This window comes from Rhodanobacter sp. C05 (genome assembly GCF_002001165.1).
GTDB lineage: Bacteria > Pseudomonadota > Gammaproteobacteria > Xanthomonadales > Rhodanobacteraceae > Rhodanobacter.
Genome location: NZ_MUNQ01000026.1, coordinates 229,298 through 249,987, shown reverse-complemented (window position 1 = coordinate 249,987; position 20,690 = coordinate 229,298). Strand labels below are relative to the sequence as shown.

At 64.7% G+C, this 20,690-nt stretch carries 12 protein-coding genes; 6 read left to right on the top strand and 6 right to left on the bottom strand.

What is annotated here, in order from left to right:
* Nucleotides 1-76: 76 nt before the first annotated feature.
* Nucleotides 77-871, top strand: a complete 795-nt coding sequence (locus tag B0E51_RS18885) for a dienelactone hydrolase family protein (RefSeq protein WP_077446421.1) — start codon at nucleotides 77-79, stop codon at nucleotides 869-871.
* A gap of 127 nt (nucleotides 872-998) precedes the next feature.
* Here B0E51_RS18885 and B0E51_RS18880 read toward each other — a convergent pair whose 3' ends face one another.
* Nucleotides 999-2,465, bottom strand: coding sequence for a GTPase (locus B0E51_RS18880; protein ID WP_077446420.1), 1,467 nt, complete (start codon nucleotides 2,463-2,465; stop codon nucleotides 999-1,001).
* 131 nt (nucleotides 2,466-2,596) lie between these two features.
* Here B0E51_RS18880 and B0E51_RS18875 point away from each other — a divergent pair, with 131 nt between their 5' ends.
* Nucleotides 2,597-6,193 (top strand): hybrid sensor histidine kinase/response regulator, encoded by a 3,597-nt coding sequence (locus B0E51_RS18875; RefSeq protein ID WP_077446419.1) that lies wholly within the window; start codon nucleotides 2,597-2,599, stop codon nucleotides 6,191-6,193.
* Nucleotides 6,194-6,341: 148 nt separating this feature from the next.
* Entirely contained in the window at nucleotides 6,342-9,896 is a 3,555-nt protein-coding gene (locus tag B0E51_RS18870; protein ID WP_077446418.1) for a hybrid sensor histidine kinase/response regulator, read from the top strand.
* A 2-nt stretch (nucleotides 9,897-9,898) separates the two neighbouring features.
* Here B0E51_RS18870 and B0E51_RS18865 read toward each other — a convergent pair whose 3' ends face one another.
* The gene (locus B0E51_RS18865; RefSeq protein WP_077446417.1) at nucleotides 9,899-10,321 is read right to left on the bottom strand and encodes a DNA polymerase III subunit chi; all 423 of its coding nucleotides are present in this window, start codon (nucleotides 10,319-10,321) and stop codon (nucleotides 9,899-9,901) included.
* A 64-nt stretch (nucleotides 10,322-10,385) separates the two neighbouring features.
* Complete coding sequence (locus B0E51_RS18860; RefSeq protein WP_077446416.1) at nucleotides 10,386-11,876, bottom strand: leucyl aminopeptidase; 1,491 nt, start codon at nucleotides 11,874-11,876, stop codon at nucleotides 10,386-10,388.
* A gap of 98 nt (nucleotides 11,877-11,974) precedes the next feature.
* Between B0E51_RS18860 and lptF the strand changes: the two genes are divergently transcribed.
* Nucleotides 11,975-13,078 carry an LPS export ABC transporter permease LptF gene (lptF, locus tag B0E51_RS18855; RefSeq protein ID WP_077446415.1) on the top strand — a complete coding sequence of 368 codons (1,104 nt, stop codon included), beginning with the start codon at nucleotides 11,975-11,977 and terminating at the stop codon, nucleotides 13,076-13,078.
* Entirely contained in the window at nucleotides 13,078-14,178 is a 1,101-nt protein-coding gene (lptG, locus tag B0E51_RS18850; protein ID WP_077446414.1) for an LPS export ABC transporter permease LptG, read from the top strand. Before lptF ends, lptG begins: the two co-directional genes overlap by 1 nt.
* Nucleotides 14,179-14,645: 467 nt before the next feature.
* On the opposite strand, the gene B0E51_RS18845 is transcribed toward lptG, so the two are convergent.
* Nucleotides 14,646-16,436 (bottom strand): glucan ABC transporter ATP-binding protein/ permease, encoded by a 1,791-nt coding sequence (locus B0E51_RS18845; RefSeq protein ID WP_077446413.1) that lies wholly within the window; start codon nucleotides 16,434-16,436, stop codon nucleotides 14,646-14,648.
* Nucleotides 16,437-16,603: 167 nt separating this feature from the next.
* On the opposite strand from B0E51_RS18845, the gene ltaE reads away from it, so the two are divergent.
* Nucleotides 16,604-17,623 (top strand): low-specificity L-threonine aldolase, encoded by a 1,020-nt coding sequence (gene ltaE / locus B0E51_RS18840; protein ID WP_077446412.1) that lies wholly within the window; start codon nucleotides 16,604-16,606, stop codon nucleotides 17,621-17,623.
* Nucleotides 17,624-17,659: 36 nt separating this feature from the next.
* Here the strand turns inward: ltaE and B0E51_RS18835 are convergent, their stop codons facing one another.
* On the bottom strand, nucleotides 17,660-19,477 hold the full coding sequence (locus tag B0E51_RS18835; protein ID WP_077446411.1) for an SLC13 family permease: 1,818 nt from the start codon (nucleotides 19,475-19,477) through the stop codon (nucleotides 17,660-17,662).
* 488 nt (nucleotides 19,478-19,965) lie between these two features.
* Nucleotides 19,966-20,667 carry a tRNA (guanosine(46)-N7)-methyltransferase TrmB gene (gene trmB, locus B0E51_RS18830; RefSeq protein WP_077446410.1) on the bottom strand — a complete coding sequence of 234 codons (702 nt, stop codon included), beginning with the start codon at nucleotides 20,665-20,667 and terminating at the stop codon, nucleotides 19,966-19,968.
* Between the last annotated feature and the right edge of the window lie 23 nt (nucleotides 20,668-20,690).

The following is a 20,690-nucleotide window of genomic DNA, read 5'->3' as shown; positions in this document are numbered from 1 at the left end:
TCCTCCAGCAGGGTCTGCAGACTCCCTCCCCTGCGAGCAGGGGAGGGAGTCTGCAGACCCTGCTGGAGGATTCAACATGCGCATCGCCCGATTTGGCTGTCTGCTGTTAATGATTGGTGCAACTTTCGCCGTGCAAGCGAAGATGGTGCAACGTCCGGTCGAATGGACCCAGGACGGCACGCGTTTCCACAGCGTGCTGGTCTACGACGATGCGAGCACGCTGAAGCGACCTGGCCTGGTGATGGTGCCGAACTGGTACGGCATCAACGACGCTGCGGTTCGGAAGGCCGAAATGATCGCCGGCAAGGACTACGTGATTCTGCTCACCGACATGTACGGCGCCAGCGTGCGCCCGCAGCAGGGCAATGCCGATCAGGCACAGGCCGCAGTGAAACCGCTGTATGGCGATCGAGCGCTGATGCGCAAGCGGATCAACGAGGCACTGGTCCAACTGAAGGCGCAGGTCGCCAGCGCGCCGATCGACGCTGGCAAACTTGCGGCGATCGGCTTCTGCTTCGGCGGCTCGGCGGTACTGGATCTCGCGCGCAGCGGCGCCGATGTGGCTGCGGTGGTGTCGTTCCACGGTGGCCTGACTACCGACGATCCCGCCTTGGCAAAGAACATCAAGGCCCGCGTGCTGGCAATGAACGGCGCCGACGACAAGGGCACCATGCCGGACGCGGACAAGTTCATGGACGAGATGCGCATGAGCCCGGTCGACTGGCAGTTCGTGGTGATAGGTCACGCCGTGCACTGCTTCACCGAGGTTGGCGAGAACTCGGCCGGCTGCCGTTACGACGAACACGCCGCCACGCGCAGCTATCGGTTGATGCACGACTGGTTGCGCGCGGCGTTCGCCGGTACACCGTAAGAATGATGAAGCCGAGTTTGTATTGTTGAGTTCGAGATGAAGTGTTTTTGCTCGCCGATGGCGAGCGAAAACTTCCATGTGCTCAATACATCGCGCGAACAGCAATCCGCGGAGATGGCACGGCAGTTCAGTCGGTGCTATCGCTCTCGCGCACGGCTTCCATGGTCAGCGTGGCCAGCTGGCGCAAGCGGTTGTTGCTGGTGTCAGTGAGCAAGGTTTTCAGACGGGTACCGGCGTCGTGCTGATCCAGCGTGTGACGTTCGGCCAGTGAGGCGGCTAGCGCGCGGCCGATCGAATCGAAGATCAGCGCGTAGGCGAATGCATGCAGCACGCCGCCGCCGAGAGTGCCCAAGCCGGGAAAGGCCTTCAGCGCATTACCGGCGACGGCGAGCACGATCGAGCTGCCGGTGCGCAGGGTAAGTTTGGCCTGTTGCACAAAGTCTTCGACTTGCACATCGCTGACCTTCACGTCGTACAGCTCGGCCAGTGCACGCGTGAGTCCGGCGGCAAGTACGCCCTGGATCAACAGGTCGCTGCCAGGGGCGACGGCGGCAAGTGCGCCGACGATCGCGCGACGTGCATACTTGCGCACGATGCGTTCGGCTTCTTCGGCACGAGTCTGTGCCTCCAGGCTGCCGGTGCGTTCATGCAGACCTGCCAGCACGGCCTGCTCGCGCAGGTCTTCCAGCCCTTCGGCACCAGGTGAGGTAAGTCGTGTCAGCGCGTGCAGCAGCGGTTCGATCGCAGGCTTGCGCTGGCGTTCGACCGACTCGGTGCTGCCATCTGTGAGCTGACGCTGGTAGCGCTCGCTGCCGCCGGCGCTGATCGCCAGTACCATGCGGGTGATGTCGCGCGCATGCTGACGCAGGCGGGTCAGCAAATGCTCGAGTTCGCTGGCATTCCACTGGTCGGCCTTGTTCAACACCAGCAGGAGCGGCTTGCCGAAATCGGCAAGCCAGCGCAGTTCGTCGGCCTGGCCGCGGTTGAGATCGCCGGCGCACAGGTAGATCACGGCGTGCGCTCGCAAGGCCTCCATGCGCGCCAGTGCTTCGTGCGCTTCGCCGCCGGTTTCGCGACTGCCGGGCACGTCGGCCAGCACCAGGGTGCGACCATCCGGCAGGATGCCGTCGTAGTGGCCAACACTGCGGGTAGTGCCGCCGCGCGCATCGCTGGCGATCCTGGCATGGGGTGCCAGCGCCTTGATCAGGCTGGATTTGCCGGTGGAGATTTCACCGAACAACGCGACATAGATACGGGCGCTGGTGCGGCGACGATCGAGTTCGCCGAGTTCCGAGGCGAGCGCGCCGGTATCTGCACCGCGTTCGCGCAGTTGCCCGATGCGTTGTTCCAGACTGCCTCGATCAGGCGCCGGCAGCGGGCGTCGCCGGCGGCGCGGGCGCAGCAACCACCAGAGCACCATCAGACCGACCGCTGCAAACAGCGCGAACACGCCGCCCAGGGCCCATTGCAGCCACGTCGGCAAGGCCAGGAAACGTTGCGCCAGCGCCAGCGCGCGCTCGGCCGCGGAAAACAGCAACCACAGCAGGGCGGCTACCGCCAGTGTGGTGAACAGCAATCGCAGGCGCCTGGACATGGCAGCAAGTGTAACGTTTGTAACTTTGGTGCTCGCCGCAGGCAGCTGGTTTTGGCATGATCGCCTGAACAGTTCGGGATCGGTCTCGATTCCGGTGGCCGCTGTGTGTAACCGGAGCATAAGGGAGGCTCATGGGGGCGGCTTTTCTGCTGGGTATGGTCTTGCTGCTGGGCGCGTCTGCGCCCGAGATGGCCGCGCATGCGGTTCCGGCGCGGACTTCCGTGGGGATCACGGCGAGCGTGTCGCAGGCCAATCCGCTGCCGACCCCGCAATTTCGGCGCTACAGCACGACCGATGGTCTGCCCAGCACCAATGTCTATGCCGTGATACAGGATCGCGAAGGTGCGATCTGGTTCGGCACCAAGGGCGGACTCGCGCGTTTCGACGGTGTCCATTTCAAGGTATACCGCCACGCCGAGAACGATCCGGGCTCGCTGTACAGCAACGGCATTGCCACGCTGCAGGTCGATCGGCGGGGGCGGCTGTGGGCTGCCGGTCTGAATGCGGGCTTGAACCGTTACGACTCGGGCACCGACCAGTTCGTGCACTGGGGGCATGACCCGGCCGATCCGGCGAGCCTTGCCAGTGACCGCGTGTGGGCGATCGCACAGACGGCTGACGGCAGTCTGTGGGTTGGCAGTGCCGGTGGGCTTGATCGCATGCGGCCTGATGAGCGTGGTTTCGAACATGTGGCCAATCCGCTGCTGGGCACGCAGCCTGCGGATTTCGGCACGGTTGCTGCGCTGTACGTCGACCCGCAGCAACGGCTGTGGATAGGCTGCAACCATGGCGTGTTCGTGCGCGAGTCCGACGGAAAGATCCGGCGCGTACTGTCGGAAGATCCCGGGCAGATGATGGATGCATGGCGCATCGATGGTGACGGCGACGAGGTGCGCATTGCGACCACCGATAGCCTGATGATCATCGGCAAGGATGGGGTGGCGTATCGTTTCGCCGCGGCGACTATTCCAGCCACCAACGTGATGAGCAGCGTGCGCGATCGGTCCGGCCGATTGTGGGTGGGTACGCAGAAGGGATTGTTTCTGCAGACAGGAGCGAGTGGTCCGGTGACCAGGGTGACCGATCAGCCGGCGCTCTACGGCAACCTGCCGGGCACCTGGATATGGCAGCTCCTGAATGATCGCGAGGGTGGTCTGTGGGTGGCACTGTTCGATGGCGGAGTGGCTTATCTGGCACCGGGCTGGAACCGCTTCAGCCGCTTCACCCACATTCCGGATGACCAGGCCAGTCTGCGCGATTCCATCGCGACCACGATGGCGCGCGGCAAGGGTGGTCGGCACATATGGGTCGGTGAGCGTGGTGGTCGGGTCGACCGGCTCGATCCGGTGAGTGGTCAGGTCGAACATGTGCTGTCCGGCCTGCGTGGCGATGTGGTCGGCATGACCGAGGATGCCAGGCACCGTTTGTGGGTGGCCGTGCAGGGAGCGCTTTATCGCGTCACCGACGGCAAGGTCGAGCAGATTGATCCGGCCGGCGCGCTGATACAGCGTCCGCTGGAAGTCGAGCCTGGTCCCGATGGTCAGATGTATGCGCGTACTTTTGGTCAGGGCGTGTTCCGTATCGACCCGGAGACGCTGGCCGTGGTTCGGGTACCGCTGGATGGACCCGGCGACAAGGTGCTCTGGGGGAGCCAGATGACGCTGAAGGATGGCGTCTTCTGGTATGCCAGTGATGGCGGCATGATGCGGCTGGATGCTGCGCATGATCGTTTCGAGGTAGTGCCAGGAGGGCCGGCGGGACAGTCCATCGATGCGTTCGACTTTGGCCAGGGCGGCCTGTGGATGGCCAATGCCGATGGGCTGGCGTTCTACCGTTATTACGGGGCTGGCCTGGCACTGGATCGCTGGGTTGATGCGGCACACGGCTGGCCCTCGGTCAACGTGACCGATCTGCGCGTGGATGCGATCGGCCGCGTATGGGTTTTCGGTCACGATGGCCTGTGGTATTTCGATCCGCGAACAGGACGGTTCCGCGCGTTCGGTTTGCAGGATGGTCTGACCAACGGCGAGTTCTCCCGCGGCTACGCCTACATGCCCGGCGGTTATATCTACGCCGCGACGCTGGGTGGCGTGGTGGCCTTCGATCCGGATCAGGTCAGTCCGCCGGCCGGCGAGCCGCAGTTGTCGATCACCCGCGTCAGTGTGCGGCGCCACGGGGCGATTCAGACGTTGCCGATCGGTGCAGAGCCGATCGAGATCGGCTGGCAGGACAGCCAGCTCGAGATCGAGGCGCGGGTGTTTTCGTATCTGAATCCGTCAGCCAATCATTACCGGTTCCGCTTGAGTGGTTTTGACAGCGGCTGGGTCGATACCGGCAGTCGCGGTGAGCGCGACTTCGCCGGGCTGGGCGCCGGCAGTTATGAGCTGGACGTGATGGCGTCCGGTGCACGGGACGTCTGGACGCATCAAGCTGCGCTGCTGCGCATCCATGTCGAGGCACCACCATGGGAACGCTGGTGGGCCTGGCTGATCTATGCCCTGCTGGCGGCAACGCTGGCCTGGCTGGTGCTGCTGGCGTGGCGTCGCCGGATGGCGCATCGCTACCAGATCCAGCTGGCCGAGCAGCGACGCGTGCTGGCCGAGCAGGCCAGCGCGGCGAAGACGCAGTTCCTCGCCACGCTCAGCCATGAGATCCGCACGCCGATGACCGGCGTGATGGGCATGGCCGAATTGCTGATGAGCACGCCGCTCAACCAGCAGCAGCACGACTACACCGATGCCATGCAGCGTTCCGGTGGCATGCTGCTGAAACTGCTCAACGATGCGCTGGATCTGGCGCGCATCGAGGCCGGCAAGCTGGAGTTGGAACTGGCACCGTTCGATCCGCGTCAGCTTGTGCAGGAAGTGGCGCAGCTGGAGCGTGGTCTGGCGCAGTCCCGGCATGTCCGTTTCGCGCTGGAGATCGCCGACGACCTGCCGGTGCGCGTGATCGGCGATGCGGTAAGGATCAAGCAGGTACTGCTGAACCTGGCGAACAATGCGTTGAAGTTCACCGAACGCGGCAGCGTGACGCTGCGCGCGCAACGGGTGGCCGACGACCTGCGCTTCAGTGTCAGCGACACCGGCCCGGGCATTTCCGAAGCCAGCCAGGCGCGGCTGTTCCAGCGCTTCGAGCAGGAGGACAGCCCGCAACGACGTGCCGGCAGCGGACTGGGACTGGCGATCTGCCGTGAACTGGTCGGCATGATGGGCGGCAGTATCGAGCTGCAGTCGCAACTGGGCCATGGCAGCACGTTCCATGTGCGTTTGCCGCTGCCGGTGCCGGCACCGGTGTCATCGCCACCACTGCCGCTGCACGCCGGCGATGGCTGTTGCCATCGGCTGCTGCTGGTGGAGGACGACGCGATCGTCGCGGCCGTCATCGTCGGTCTGCTGGAGCGGCAGGGACATGCCGTGGTGCATGTGGTCAACGGTCTGGCGGCGCTGTCCGAGCTGGAACATGGGTATTTCGATGCGGTGTTGCTGGATCTGGATCTGCCTGGTGTGGACGGTTTCCAGATCGCCCGCCTGATCCGTCAGCGCGCGTGCGCGGATCGGCATGTGCCGATCGTGGCGGTGACCGCACGATCGGATGGCGAGGACGAGACGCATGCCCGTGCGGCAGGCATGGATGGCTTTCTGCGCAAGCCGCTGACCGGCGAACAGCTGGCGGCTGCCTTGGTGCAAATCATGGCGGTGCCAGCATCGGCGGTGCACGATCCGGCATGAAGGGTTGGTAGCCGGTTCGCACTGACCGGGTGGTTTTGGCATGATGGAAAATCATGATGGCTGCTGGCGCGGATTGCCGAAGATCACAGCCAGCATGGCAAGGCTGAGCATGATGGCGATCGGCGCAGTGCCTTGGGGAGCGAGTTTCATGGTGTCAGCATGGTGGCTGAGTGTGATGCTTGGCGTGGCCACACCCGCGCTGAGCGCGACCACGGCACCGGTGGCTGTTGCCGCGGCGCAGGCCGCGCCGCTGCCGACACCGCAGTTCCGGCGTTATGGTGTTGCCGATGGTGTGCCCAGTGGCGCGGTCTATGCCGTCGCGCAGGATCGCCATGGCCTGATGTGGTTCGGTTCCTCGGCGGGGCTGGTGCGCTACGACGGGATCCGTTTCAAGGTGTTCCGGCATGTTGCGGATGATCCGTCATCACTGCCGGCCAATCAGACCTATGCCTTGTTCGTCGATCACGACAACCGGATCTGGGCCGGTGGCGTCACCACCGGGCTGATCGTATACGACCAGGTGACTGGCCGCTTCCGGCAGTGGCAGCATGACGACGGCAATCCGATCAGCCTCGCCGGCGACGAGGTCTGGAGCATCGCTCAGACACCTGATGGCCAGTTGTGGGTAGCCACGCAGGGCGGACTCGATCGTGCGCGGGCAGACGGCAGCGGTTTCGACCACATGCCGCTGGAAGTCGATGGCAAGCATGCAGCCTCGTTCGGCCCGACCCGGGCCTTGCTGGCCGAGGCCGACGGCAGCCTGTGGATCGGCGCCGAGAGTGGCCTGTATCTGCGCCGACCGGATGGCACGTTCCGGCGTGTGCCACTGGATCCTGCGTTTCATGGGGAGGTCGGCAGTGTGTGGCATATCGACGGCGGGCACGGCGAGGTTCGCGTGGCAGTCACCGGTGGCCTGCTCGTGGTCGGTGCCGATGGCGTGGCACGGCCGCTGGCAAACCAGCAGCTGTCATCGCAACGCGTCCTGAGCAGCGCGCGCGACGCGCAGGGTCGACTGTGGATGGGCAGTTTGAGCGGTGTCTGGCTGGATGACGGTGATGGCCCGCTGCAGCACATCCCTGGTCAGGCCTTGCTGCCGGGAGGACTCCCCAGCGATCGCCTGTGGCAGGTGCTGCGTGATCGCGAAGGTGGACTCTGGTTCACCTTCGACCAGTCCAGCATTGCCTATCTGCCGCCGGGCTGGAACGGCTTCACCCGTTTCACCCATGTTCCCGACGATCCGCACAGCCTGTCGAACATTGCCGCCTTGTCGGTATTGCTCGGCCACGATGGCAACTTGTGGGTGGGTGGTTTCAATGGCTGGGTCGACAAGCTGGATGCGGCCAGCGGCGACGTCACCCATGTCGTTCAGGGCTTGCGCGGAAACCTGGCGTCGCTGGCGGAGGACGCCGCTGGTCGGTTGTGGATGGCTGGCCCCGGTGAGCTCTACCGTTACGATCATGGCCGGCTCAGCGTGCTGGGATCCGGGCAGACGCATATGCGCCGACCCACGTCGCTGATCGCGGGAAGTGATGGCCGCATCTACGCATCGTCCTGGGGCGATGGCGTGTTCGCGATCGATCCGGACAGTCTGGCGGTAACGCCGCTCTTGCCGGCCGATGCGGCGCCCAACGTCCGGTTGCCCGATCAGCTTGGCTTTCACGCAGGTCACCTGTGGTACGCCAGCGGTGGTGGTTTGCTGCGCGGCGAGGGAAAGGATCAGCGGCTGGCCTTCGTGCCGGGGGTACCGCAACAGGAGGTTCTCGCTTTCGCTTTCGATGCCGCCGGCTTCTGGATCGCTACCGAAAAGGTGCTGGAGCATTATCGCGATGCCGATGGTCGCGCGCTGCGGGATGAGATCGTCGACATCAGCCGCATGGCCTTTTTAGAGAACCTGATGGCCATGCGTGTCGACCGCCAGGGTCGGCTGTGGCTGTTCGCCAATCCGGGATTGTGGCGGTTCGATGCGAAGACGCATCAGTTCATCGCGTTCGGTCCATCACAGGGGCTGTCGAGCAACGAGTTCACCAACGGCTCGACCGAGATGGCCGCAGACGGCACCATGTTTGCCGCCAGCAGTGGCGGGGTAATTGCTTTCCAGCCGGAGCAGCTGGCGAAACCGGACAAGCTGGGGCCGCCGCCGTTGCTGACCGTTACCGGGGTTACCGTGCGCCGGGACGGTCGGATCGAGTCGTTGCCGCTGGATCGACCGCTGCAATTGTACTGGGACGACCGCGATCTGCATGTCGAGACCCGGTTGGCCTCGTTCGTCGATCCTGGTGCGAATCACTATTGCTTCCGTCTGCGTGGGCTGGACACCGGCTGGAACGATGTCGGCGGCGTGGGCGTGCGCGAATTTTCCGGTCTTGCTGCCGGCAGCTACACCCTGGACATGCATGCCGTCGGTGCGGATGGCCAGTGGGGCGTGGCCGCGCCGCTGGACATCCGGGTACAAGCAGCACCGTGGGCGCGCTGGTGGGCATGGCTGGTCTATGTATTGCTGGTGGCGGTGGTCACCGGCCTGCTCTTGCGCGGTTGGCGACGGCGTCTCGCACAACGTCATCATGTGCAGCTGATCGAGCAGCAGCGTCAGCTGGCCGAGGCGGCCAGTGCAGCGAAGACCCAGTTCCTGGCCACGCTCAGCCACGAGATCCGTACGCCGATGACCGGCGTGATGGGCATGGCCGAGCTGTTGCTGAGCACACCGCTCAACCCGCTGCAGCATGACTATACCCAAGCCATGCAACGCTCCGGCGGCATGCTGCTTAAGCTGCTCAATGATGCGCTCGACCTGGCGCGCATCGAGGCCGGCAAGCTGGAGCTGGAGCCCGCTCCGTTCGATCCGCGCCAGTTGCTCGACGATGTCGCCCAGCTGGAACAGGGCATGGCGCACGCCAAGGGCATCCGTTTCGTGCTGGAGGTGGCCGACGATCTGCCGCCACGAGTGATCGGCGATGCGGTGCGGATCAAGCAGGTGCTGCTGAATCTGGCCAACAACGCACTGAAATTCACCGAGCATGGCAGCGTGACGCTGCGTGCGCAGCGTGTGGTCAATGGTTTGCTGTTCAGTGTCAGCGACACTGGGCCTGGCATCCCCGAAGCCAGCCAGGCACGGTTGTTCCAGCGCTTCGAGCAGGCCGACAGTCCGCAGCGTCGTGCCGGCAGCGGGTTGGGGTTGGCGATCTGCCGCGAACTGGTGGACATGATGGATGGCAGCATCGAGCTCGAATCGCGTCTTGCGCATGGCAGCACATTCCGTGTGCGCCTGCCGCTGGCCGAACCGGTACAGGTGCAGCCGGCGTTCTCAACGGACGAGCATCACCATCGGCTGCTGCTTGTAGAGGACGACACGATCGTGGCAGCGGTCATCGGCGGTCTGCTGGAACGGCAAGGGCATGCCGTGGTGCATGTGGTCAACGGCCTGGCTGCATTGGCCGAGCTGGCACTGGCACGTTTCGATGCAGTGCTGCTGGACCTGGATCTGCCCGGCGTGGATGGTTTCCAGATTGCCCGCTTGATCCGTCAGCGCGAGCAGGCCGGGAAACATCTGCCGATCATCGCGGTGACTGCGCGTTCGGGCAGCAAGGATGAAGCGCGCGCCCGGGCGGCAGGCATGGATGGATTTCTGCGCAAACCGCTGAGTGGCGAGCAGCTGGCCGATGCATTGGCCGAGATCGTGTCGGCCACGGCGGCCAATACGGGCTGAGCCTACATGTCGTTCTTGTGCAGTTCGAAACCGCGTTGCTGGTATTCGCGCCAGCGGGTGCGCGAGCCGTCGCGCTCGGCCGGATCGGCGGCCACCACCTCCAGCACGCGCTGGTAGCGACCGGCGGGGCAGGCTTCGCGCAGATTGATCACCAGCGGGCGATCTTCGCTGTCGATACCCGGCGGCACGATCAGCACGGCGGTCTGCGCATCGTCGTCGTCGCCGGCCAGCTGGTGCGGAATCATCGCGTCGTCGTCGAACGCCCACAACAGTTCGTCGAGTGCCTCGGCCTGCGCGTAGTCGCGGGTCAGGATAAGGGTGGGCTGCTGCGTGGCGAACGCCTTCTTCGCCAGTTCGCAGACCAGCAGAAGGGGCTGCTCACGAAAGCGTGGTTTGTCGATCAGGTAGAAGTCGGCGCGGGGCATGACGCGATGGCTGTCCTTGGTTGCCCGTCATTCCGGCGCGGGCCGGAATGACGGCGACGATGCGTCAACGGGCGCGGTCGATCAGCCACTGTGTCAGCAGCGCCACCGGCCGGCCGGTGGCAAGACCCTTGCGGCCCTCGTCCCATGCCGTGCCGGCGATGTCCAGATGCGCCCAACGCTGGCCGTCGGTGAAACGCGACAGGAAGCAGGCGGCAGTGATCGCGCCGGCGCTCTTGCCACCGATGTTGGCGACGTCGGCAAAGCCGGAGTCGAGCTGTGCCTGGTAGTCGTCCCACAGCGGCAGGCGCCAGGCGCGGTCGAGCGTCTCGTCACCCGCACCGAGCAGTTCGGCGGCGAGGTCGTCGTGCTTGCTCATCAGGCCGGTGGCATGCTTGCCCAAGGCGATCACGCAGGCGCCGGTGAGCGTGGCGGCATCGATCAGGGTGTGCGGCTGGAAGGTCTGCGCGGTGTAGGTGAGCGCGTCGCACAGGATCAGCCGGCCTTCCGCGTCGGTGTTGAGCACCTCGATGGTCAGGCCGGACAAACTGGTCAGCACGTCGCTGGGACGGTAGCTGTCGCCGTCGGGCATGTTCTCCACGCTCGGCACCACACAGACCAGGTTGAGCTTGAGACCCATCTTCACCGCGGCGACAAACGCGCCGAGCACGCCGGCCGCGCCGCCCATGTCGAACTTCATCTCCTCCATGCCCGCACCGGGTTTCAGGCTGATGCCGCCGGAGTCGAAGGTGACGCCCTTGCCGACAAAGGCGTAGGGCTTGTCACCGTCATTGCCACCCTTGTACTGCAGCACGATGAGCCGGGGCTTGTTGACCGAACCGCGGCCCACCGCCAGCAGCGAGCCGAAGCCGAGCTTTTCCATCTCGATCTCGTCGAGCACGTTGCAGCTGACCTTGTCCCGGCCTTCGGCAAAGGTCTGTGCCTGCGCGGCGATATACGCCGGGGTGCAGATGTTCGGCGGCAGGTTGGCCAGGTCGCGGGCAAAGCGCACACCTTCGGCGATCGCGCGCGCCTGGTCGAGACCAGCTTGGGCATCGTCGCTGGCGGCAAACGTGATGGTGCCAAGTTCTGCTGGCTGCTTGCTCTTGTCGCGCGGCTTGAACGTGGCGGTGTAACGGTAGGCGGCATGATCGCTGGCCAGTGCGGCAACGCGCACGCGCCACGCACTGTCGCGGCCCGGGACATCGATTTCGGTCAGGTACGACACCGCCTCGGTGAGCGGCAGTTTGCCCACGGTGCGCGCTGCTTCGATATTCACTTTCTGGAAACGGGCCGCGTCGAACGATTTCTGCGAACCCAGCCCGACGACCAGCACGCGCTTGGCGGCGATGCCTGCGGGTGCGAACAGCAGGGTGGTACTGCCGGCCTTGCCGCTGATGTCGCCGGTTTCCACCTGGCGCTTGATCACGCCGTCAACGGCACTGTCCACGCGCGCGGCAGCACTGCTCAGCACGCCGTGTTCGTACACGCCCACCACCACGCAGGCGGTCTCAACGGTTTCCGGGGCGGCAGTGCCGAGGCTGAACTGGAGTGTCATCGGATGATTCCTGTATGGGCCCGGCAGCGGCCGGACCGGCTAGACTTGTGGTTTGCCGGCCGGATGGGGCATGGCGAGGAAGCGAACAAGTTTATCCCATGCTGAGCATTCTCGATCGTTATTTCCTGCGCGAACTGGGGCAGACCATGCTTGCCACCGCGATTGTGCTGCTGGCCATCATGTCCGGCACTACCTTTGCGCAGGTGCTGAAGCAGGTGGCCAATGGCAGTTTTCCGGCCAGCGTGATGTTCCAGGTGCTGGGCCTGAACATGATCCAGGGCCTGCCCACGCTGCTGCCACTCTCTGCCTTCATTGGCGTGCTGTACGGCTTGGGCCGCATGTATCGCGAGAGCGAAATGCATGTGCTGGCCTCGTCAGGCATGGGCGCAGGTGGCCTGCTGCGGCCGATGTCCCTGCTGGCGATCGTGGTCATGCTGCTGGTGGCCATGGTCTCGCTCTGGCTTGGGCCGTGGGCGGCACGCACCTCCGATGCCCTGGTGGCCGCGGCCAACCGTTCCGTGATTGCGGCCGGTCTCGATGCAGGTCGCTTCACGCCCTTGCCGAACAAGGGCGGCATCATCTTTGTCGACACGCTGAGCCGTGATGGCAGCGTACTCGGCAACACCTTCATCTCCAGAGAGCGCACCAACAAGGATGGCAGCCGCGAGCTCAAGGTGATCAGCGGCAAGCATGGTCAGCTCTATCAGGAAAGCAGCGGCACGGATCGTTTCCTCGCGCTGTATGACGGCTGGCAATACGAGATACCGCTGGGTGCCGACAACTGGCGCAAGATGCAGTACGAGCGCAATGATGCCTCGCTGTCCAACGTGCAATCCGACAGCTCGGAGGATCCCGCGGCGAGCATGGACACCTTCGCGCTGATGCGCACCGACAATGCCGACGCGCGCGCCGAGTTTGCCTGGCGCACCATCGCGCCCGCCATGAGTCTGGTCCTGCTGATGCTGGCGCTGCCACTGTCGCGGCAGAGTCCACGTGAACCACGCTTCGGGCGTCTGCTGCTGGCGCTGGTCAGCTTCTACGCGTACTACCTGTTGCTGGCACTGTGCCGCGGACAGATCGCCAAGGGTCACTGGCATCATGCCGGCCCGATGTGGTTCGTGAGCCTGCTGGTGTTCCTGTTTGCCGCCTGGATGTTCCGCAGTCAGTACGTGGCACGCAAGCTTCGAAAGGCGGCCGTCTGATGGCTATCTTCCGCATCAAGCGCGTCGACTGGCTGATCGGTATCACGGTACTCACCTCGCTGCTGACGGTCTGGCTGGTACTTGCAGGCCTGGACGCGGTCTTCCAACTGCTGCGCCAGCTCGGCAATATCGGCAAGAACGGCTACACGCTGAGCAATGCCATCGTGTACGTGCTGGTGACGATTCCGCGGCGCCTGTACGAGATGTTCATTTTTGCGACGGCGATCGGCGGCTTGCTCGGCCTTGGCGGTCTTGCCGCGAGTGGCGAGTTGACGGCACTGCGCACGACAGGCCTCTCCAAGCTGCGCATTGCCGTCTCCGCTGTCGGTGTGGTTGCCGTGGTCACGGTTGGCGTAATGATCCTTGGCGAGACGGCAGCACCCTGGGGCGACCAGCAGGCGCAGGCGATGGATCTTCGCGTGCGCTCGTCTGGCGCACTCGGCGAGACCAGCAGTGGTCTGTGGGCGCGCGACGGAAATCGTTTCATCAATGCGAAGAGCAGTCTGCTGCGGCAGGTTGACGGGCATGACGCGGTGCAGCTGGCGGACGTGCGCGTGTTCACGATGACATCGGACGGACAGCTCAGCCGTTTCGATTGGGCGAAGACCGCCGAGCACAATGGCAAGCAATGGGTGTTCGACCAGGTGCGCAGCACCACGCTGGACGAGCACGGTACGCATACCACGACGACACGCAACGAACAGTGGGATTCGCGGCTCGATCCGAACGTGCTGCAGGAGTCGCTGATCCAGCCGCAATACCTGGCCATGCGCGATCTGCGCCGCAACATGAATTATCTGGAAGGTAACGGCGAGAGTCCTGGCGTGTATGCGATCGCGTTCTGGGCGCGCGCACTTTATCCGCTCAATGTGCTGGTGCTGGTGCTTTGCGCCATGCCGTTCGCGTTCGGTGCGCTGCGTTCCGGCGGTCTCGGCAAGCGCATGTTCATGGGCATGCTGCTTGCGATCGGCTGGTACTTCCTGCAGAAGGCAATGGTCAGTTTCGGTACGGTCTATGGCATTCCGCCGCTGGTCGCCAACCTGTTGCCGGCGCTGATCCTGGCGTTGGCGGCATGGCTGTATTTCCGCCGACACGCCTGACGGTTCTGATCTGACCTGCTGCGGCAGCGGGCGACCATTTGCGTCAGTGCACGCTATCGGACGCGATATCGGTCCATGCTGATTTCAACGGGCACCCTGACCGGTAGGCACCCCGGAGCCAGTGAAACGTGCGGTATGGCACGCCCGGAGTGTGATTGCCGTCGCGACGCTGTCATTCCGTGCCGAAATCTGCCGGCAACCGGGCAATCTGGTACGAAGCTGGCTTGTCCCCAGGTGTCGAGAGTGAGCGCATCGTTGGCGCCACGGCTCGCAATGCCTTGGGGGGTAGGTATGAACAAGCATATGTGGAACAAGGATTCCTTCGGATTCTGGCTGGCCGTCTGCATCTATCTCAGCGCTTCCGCCGGCTGGCTGATGGTGCATTTCCAGATCGTCCGATAAGCGGTATCCGTATTCGGCGGGCGACGGTTCATGCCGTCGCGATGTTGCGCGATCCGCTTGCAGGATCAGTCAATCTTCGCCAGCGATTCGGTGGTCTCGCCATCGATATCACTGGCGGGCATTGCGTCCGGGGCAAACTTGCCGTCCTCGGCCAGTCGCGCAAACAGGCCATCCTGTCGTATCAGTTCGTCGAAGCGGCCTTGTTCCACCAGCCGGCCCTGCTCCAGCACCAGGATGATGTCGGCGTTGCGCACGGTGGACAACCGGTGTGCGATCACGAAGGTCGTGCGGCCACGGGTGAGCGCGTCGAGCGCGCGCTGGATGCGTGCCTCGGTGGCGTTGTCCAGCGCGCTGGTGGCTTCGTCGAGCACCATGATCGGAGCGTCCTTCAGCATTGCGCGGGCGATCGCCAGGCGCTGGCGTTCGCCGCCGGACAGCGAGCGACCACGCTCGGCTACCAGTGTTTCCAGTCCTTCCGGTTTGCGCGCGATAAACGCAGCGGCTTCGGCGGCGGCCACGGCCTGTTCGATCTCGGCGAGGTTCGCATCCGGCTTGCCGATGCGCAGGTTGTCGAGGATCGAGCGGTAGAACATGCCCGGGTCCTGGAATACCACGCCGATGTTCCGGCGCAGCGAGTCGAGCGTGACGGTGCGGATGTCCTGGCCGTCGATGGTGATGCGTCCGCCGGACGGATCGTAGGCACGGTAGAGCAGGCTGAGCGCGGTGCTCTTGCCGGCCCCGGTGGGGCCGACCAGCGCGATCGTGCTGCCGGGCGCAGCGCGGAAATTCAGCTCGTGCAGCGCAGGCTGCACCGGGTCGTAGCCGAAGCTGACCCGATCGAATACCACCTCGCCGCGCACACGCGGCAGCACGCTGGCAGTAGGTGCATCGACGATTGCCGGGCGCTGGTCGAGCACCGCGAAGTAGTCATGCAGCGACTGGGTCTGGAAGAACAGGCCGGAGATGAAACTGGCGAATTGTTCGAGCCGGCCGATCAGCATCAAGGCGAAGCCGACGAAGCTGACGATGCCGCCCACGGTCACTTCGCCGCGTGCATGCAGCGAGGCGCCGAGCGCGAAGATCGCCACGATCGTCAGTGTGCTGGCGGCGCGGTTCAGCACCGACAGGATCGCCCAGCCGCGCAGCACGGGATACTGCGCGGCCAGCACGCGCCTCATCATCTCCTTCAGTGCAGCCGCCTCGGCGCTGAGTCGGGTGAAGCTCTGCACCACGGTGACGTTGCCGAACACATCGCCGGCGCGCGTGGCGATCTCGTGGTGCAACTCCTCCACCTCGCCCTGCGCCTTGTGCGTGCGCTGCACCGCGATCGCATTGGACACCGCGAAGCTGAGCATCAACGCGATCATCAGCAGCGCCAGCTTCCAGTTCATGGTCAGTGCGATCGGCACCATCACGAAGATCGACAGCAAGGTGGCGAGGTGTTCGCGGAAGAAGCTCAGCCACAGGTTGAACAGATTGCCGACACCGTTGTTCATGATGCGCGAGAGGCGGCCGGTGTGGTATTCGCCGTGGAAGGCCAGCGGCAGCGCGGCGGCATGTTCGAAAAACGCCGCGATCGCGGCCAGCCGCCGCCGGTGCGCGAGTCGATCGGCATGCAGGGAAACCCATACGCCGGCCAGCACGCCACCGAAGCCGGCCAGTGCCCACAGCGCGATCAGTCGCGGCGCATGGCCTGCCTGCGGCGACGCCAGCGCATCGACCACGCGACCGAACAGCATCGGTTCGAGGAAGTAGATTCCTGCCAGCGCAAGATTGGCCAGCGCCAACGTGATCGCCAGTTTGCGTTCGGGTGCGAGCAGCGCAAGCACGCGCAGGTAGAGACGCAGGATCGACACGGCGACAGAATCCCTTGGGCGCGCGACTGCATGGCGCGAATGTCGCCATGCTACTACTGGAGATCGACTGAATCGGACTACGGAACGGGTACGCGCGACGCTGGCCGGTTGCTCGTTTTCGTGTGACCGATCAAGCTGGCGGGGTTTCCTGATCGAGAGGTTTTGCCGTGGACATGATCGACCTGCGCAGTGACACCGTGACCCGGCCCACAGCGGCCATGCGGGCAGCGATGCTGGCCGCCGAAGTCGGCGACGATGTCTATGGCGAGGACCCCACGGTCAATGCGCTGCAGCGGCGAATGGCTGAAGATCTGGGCTTCGATGCGGGGCTGTTCGTGCCCAGCGGCACGCAGTCCAACCTGCTGGCACTGCTGGCGCATTGCGAACGCGGCGATGAATACCTGGTCGGCATGGATGCGCACACTTACAAGTTCGAGGGTGGGGGCGCGGCGGTGCTCGGCTCGATCCAGCCGCAGCCGATCGTGCAGGCGGCGGATGGTACGTTGCCGCTGCAGAACATCGAGGCGGCGATCAAGCCGGTCGACCCGCACTTCGCGCGCACGCGCGTGCTGGTATTGGAGAACACCTGGCATGGCCGTGCCCTGCCGCTGGATTACCTGACTGCCGCGCACGACGTGGCGCGTGCGCACGGGCTTGGGCTGCACCTGGATGGCGCGCGTCTGTACAACGCTGCGGTAGCTTGCGGCGTGCCGGCGCGGGAGATCGCGCGGCATTTCGATACCGTATCCATCTGCCTGTCAAAGGGTCTTGGCGCGCCGGTCGGCTCGGTGCTGGTCGGCTCGCATGCACTGATCGACAAGGCGCGGCGCTGGCGCAAGGTGACCGGTGGCGGCTGGCGTCAGGCCGGTATCCTCGCTGCCGGCTGCCTGCACGCGCTGGATCATCATGTGGCGCGACTGGCCGACGATCATCGGCGCGCGGCTTATCTGGCCGGACGGCTGCGCGAGATCGCCGGTGTCGATCTGCTCGGCCAGTTCACCAACATGGTGTTCGTCAATGTGGCCGCCGAGCGCCTGCGCGATCTGGACGTCCATCTGCGCGAAGCGGGCATCCGCATCAGCATCGGTTACCTGCCCACGCTGCGCCTGGTTACGCACCTGGATATCGACGACGATGGCGTGGAGCGCACGGTCGCGGCGTTCGCGGCGTTCTTCCGGCGCAGCTGAAGCACAGATGCACTACGTGGCACGCGGTCAGCGCGCTCAGTGGAACAGCAGGTTGATCGCGACCAGAGTGACGACCAGCACCAGCAGGGTCAGTGGCGCGCCGACGCGCAGGAAATCCTTGCCCTTGTAGCCGCCGGGGCCGGTGACCATCATCAGTGCCGGATGGCCGGAGCTCAGCAGGAAGGTATTGGACGAGGATACCGCGACGATCAATGCGTAGGCGGACGGGTTGCCGCCGGTGGCCACGGCCACGCTGATCGCGATCGGCACCATCATCACGGTGGCGCCGACATTCGACATCACCTGCGAGAACAGCAGGGTGAGGATGGCCAGGCACAGCTGCAGCAGCCAGTGCGAATGGCCACCCAGATGCTGCAGCACTTCCTGGGCGATCCATGCGGCGGTGCCGGTGGAATCCATCGACCAACCCAGAGGAATCAGGCAGGCGGTCACGAAGATCGTCTTCCAGTTGACCGCCTTGTAGGCCTCGTCCATGTTCAGTACACCGGTGAGCAGCATGCCGATCGCGCCGGTCATCATCGCCACCGACAGATCGAGGTTGGTGAACAGCGCCAGGCACTTGGCCAGCACGAAGAAGCCCACCGCCTGCCAGATCTTGCCGGGGCGCTGTTCTTCCTTCGGGATGTCGGTGACGACGACGAGGTCCTTGTCCTCGGCGGCCAGCGAAAGGTCGCGCCAGTTGCTGTGCAGCACCACGGTATCGCCGGCACGCAGGGTCACCGCCCGCACGTCGTCGCGGAACACCTGGTCGCCACGGGTCACTGCCAACACCGAAATGCCGAAGCGCTTGCGCAGGCGCAGGTCGCCCACGGTCTGCTTGATGAAGCGCGAGACCGGCGGAATCACCACTTCGGAAATACCGGCGCGGGTCGGGTTGAACAGTTCGCCGAGCTGGCGCATGCGGGTCGACAGTCGGCACAGCTGGTTGTTGGCGAACTGGGTCAACTGATCGCGCGGGCCGAGCACGCCGAGCACGGAGCCGACCCAGATCACGTGATCGGCCGGCGGTGCCATGCGCGCATCGTTGCCGCTCTTGATCGCCAGGATCAGCGGCGCGTCATGCAATTGCTCGACCTCGCCGATGCTCATGCCGACCAGCGGGCTTTCCGCGGTAACGGTGAGTTCGGCGGTCTCGCCGCCGATGCCGTAGGTCTCGGCGAAGTAGCTCTCGGTGCGCCCGGGCGTCACCTTCAGCCGTTCGTCTTCGTGACCGGGCAGCAGCTTGCGGCCGAAGAAGTAGAAGTACCCCACACCAACGAGGGCCAGTGCCAGGCCGATCGGGGTGACGCTGAACAGGCCGAACTTCGGAATCGTATGCGCGCCCGGTGGCAGGTTCACGTTGGCGCTGGCGATCAGGTCGTTCAGCACGATCAGCGGCGAGTTCGCGATCAGCGTGGTGTTGGTCGCAGTGAGGATGCAGAACGCCATCGGCAGGAGCAGCCGCGACAGCGGCACGCCGGTGCGCGCGGACAGGCGGCTGCTGACCGGAATCATGAGTGCGGCCAGCGCCTGGCTGGGAATCACCGCGCTGAACAGGCTGGCGACCAGGTTGATCACCAGGCCCAGGCGCGACTCCACGCCGCGCGCCATGCGCATCACGAAGCGCGCGGTGAGGTTGAGCACGCCGGCGCGGTCGAGACCTTCGCCCATGATCATGATCGCGATGATCGCGATCACCGCATTGCCGGCGAAGCCGTTGAACACGCGGTCGGACGGGATCAGTCCGGTCAGGCCGATCGCCACCACCACCAGCAGCGCCACCATGTCGGCGCGGATCCACTCCAGCACCAGCATCAGCATGGTGAAACCCACCAGCCCGAGTACCAGGATCATTTCGGGGGTGAGCGAGAGTCCCACTAGCTTAGAGCCTGCTTATGATCTCCAAGTACCCCGCGCCGGGAGCTGTTTGCACGCAGACCAAGGAAGAACGAAGGAGTGGACGTCCGTCCACGACTGAGTGATGACGCCTGCATGCGGGCAAACAGACCCGGCCCGCAGGGTTGTCCTCGAGTGGCCGCCATGCGGCAGCGTTTACACCTTTCTCGGTGCGCGGCTTGGCCTGACGGCCAGTCAGGCGCTGCGCACCGAGAAAGGTGTAAACCACGCACTACCACCTGGCGGCCACTCGAGGACAACGCGGGGCACTTGGAGATCATAAGCAGGCTCTCAGGTCCCGCAAGGGCAGCTGGTTACGGCGGATGCGGCGGGGCAGTGGAAGCTTCACGCTGCGTCGATTCGTCCCTGTGTGGATTGCCGCAGTATAAGCGTGCCGATGCGGTCGCTGGTGAACCTCGACTGCATGCTCATGCAGGGTGACGCGCTCAGGTCTTGCGATAGAGCAGGTCCCACACGCCATGACCAAGCTTCAGGCCGCGTCGTTCGAAGTGCGTCTCGATGCGCCACGCAGGCTTCTCGGCGTATTGGCCGGGACCGATCGCGTTGCGCCAGTCCGGCGCTGCTTCCATCACTTCGAGCATGTGCTCGGCATACGGCTGCCAGTCGGTGGCCAGATGCAGCAAACCATCCGGCGCCATGCGCGAGGCGAGCAGGGCGACGAACTCCGACTGGATCAGCCGGCGCTTGTTGTGACGCTTCTTGTGCCACGGATCGGGGAACCAGATGCGTGCTTCGGCCAGCGTACCTGGCGCGATCTCGTGTTCGAGCACCTCCACCGCGTCGTGCTTGTACAGCCGCACATTGCCGGCGTCGCGTGCAGCCAGCGCATTCATCAGGCGACCGACGCCGGGGCCATGCACCTCGATGCCGAGGAAGTCGCGCGCCAGATCGTGTTCGCTGGCCCAGGCCAGTGCCTCGCCGTTGCCGAAACCGATCTCCATCACCAGTGGCGCATGGCGGGCGAAGTTCGCGTTGAAGTCGTGCGGAGTGCCGCGATAGTCAATGCCGAAGCGCGACCACAGCGTGTCGAACGCGCGCTGCTGCGCCGGTGTCATGCGGCCCTCGCGCAGCACGAAGCTGCGGATGCGGCGCATGTATTCGGGAGCGTTGTCGTCGCGATCAGTCATGCAGAATCCAGAAGAAGTTTGTC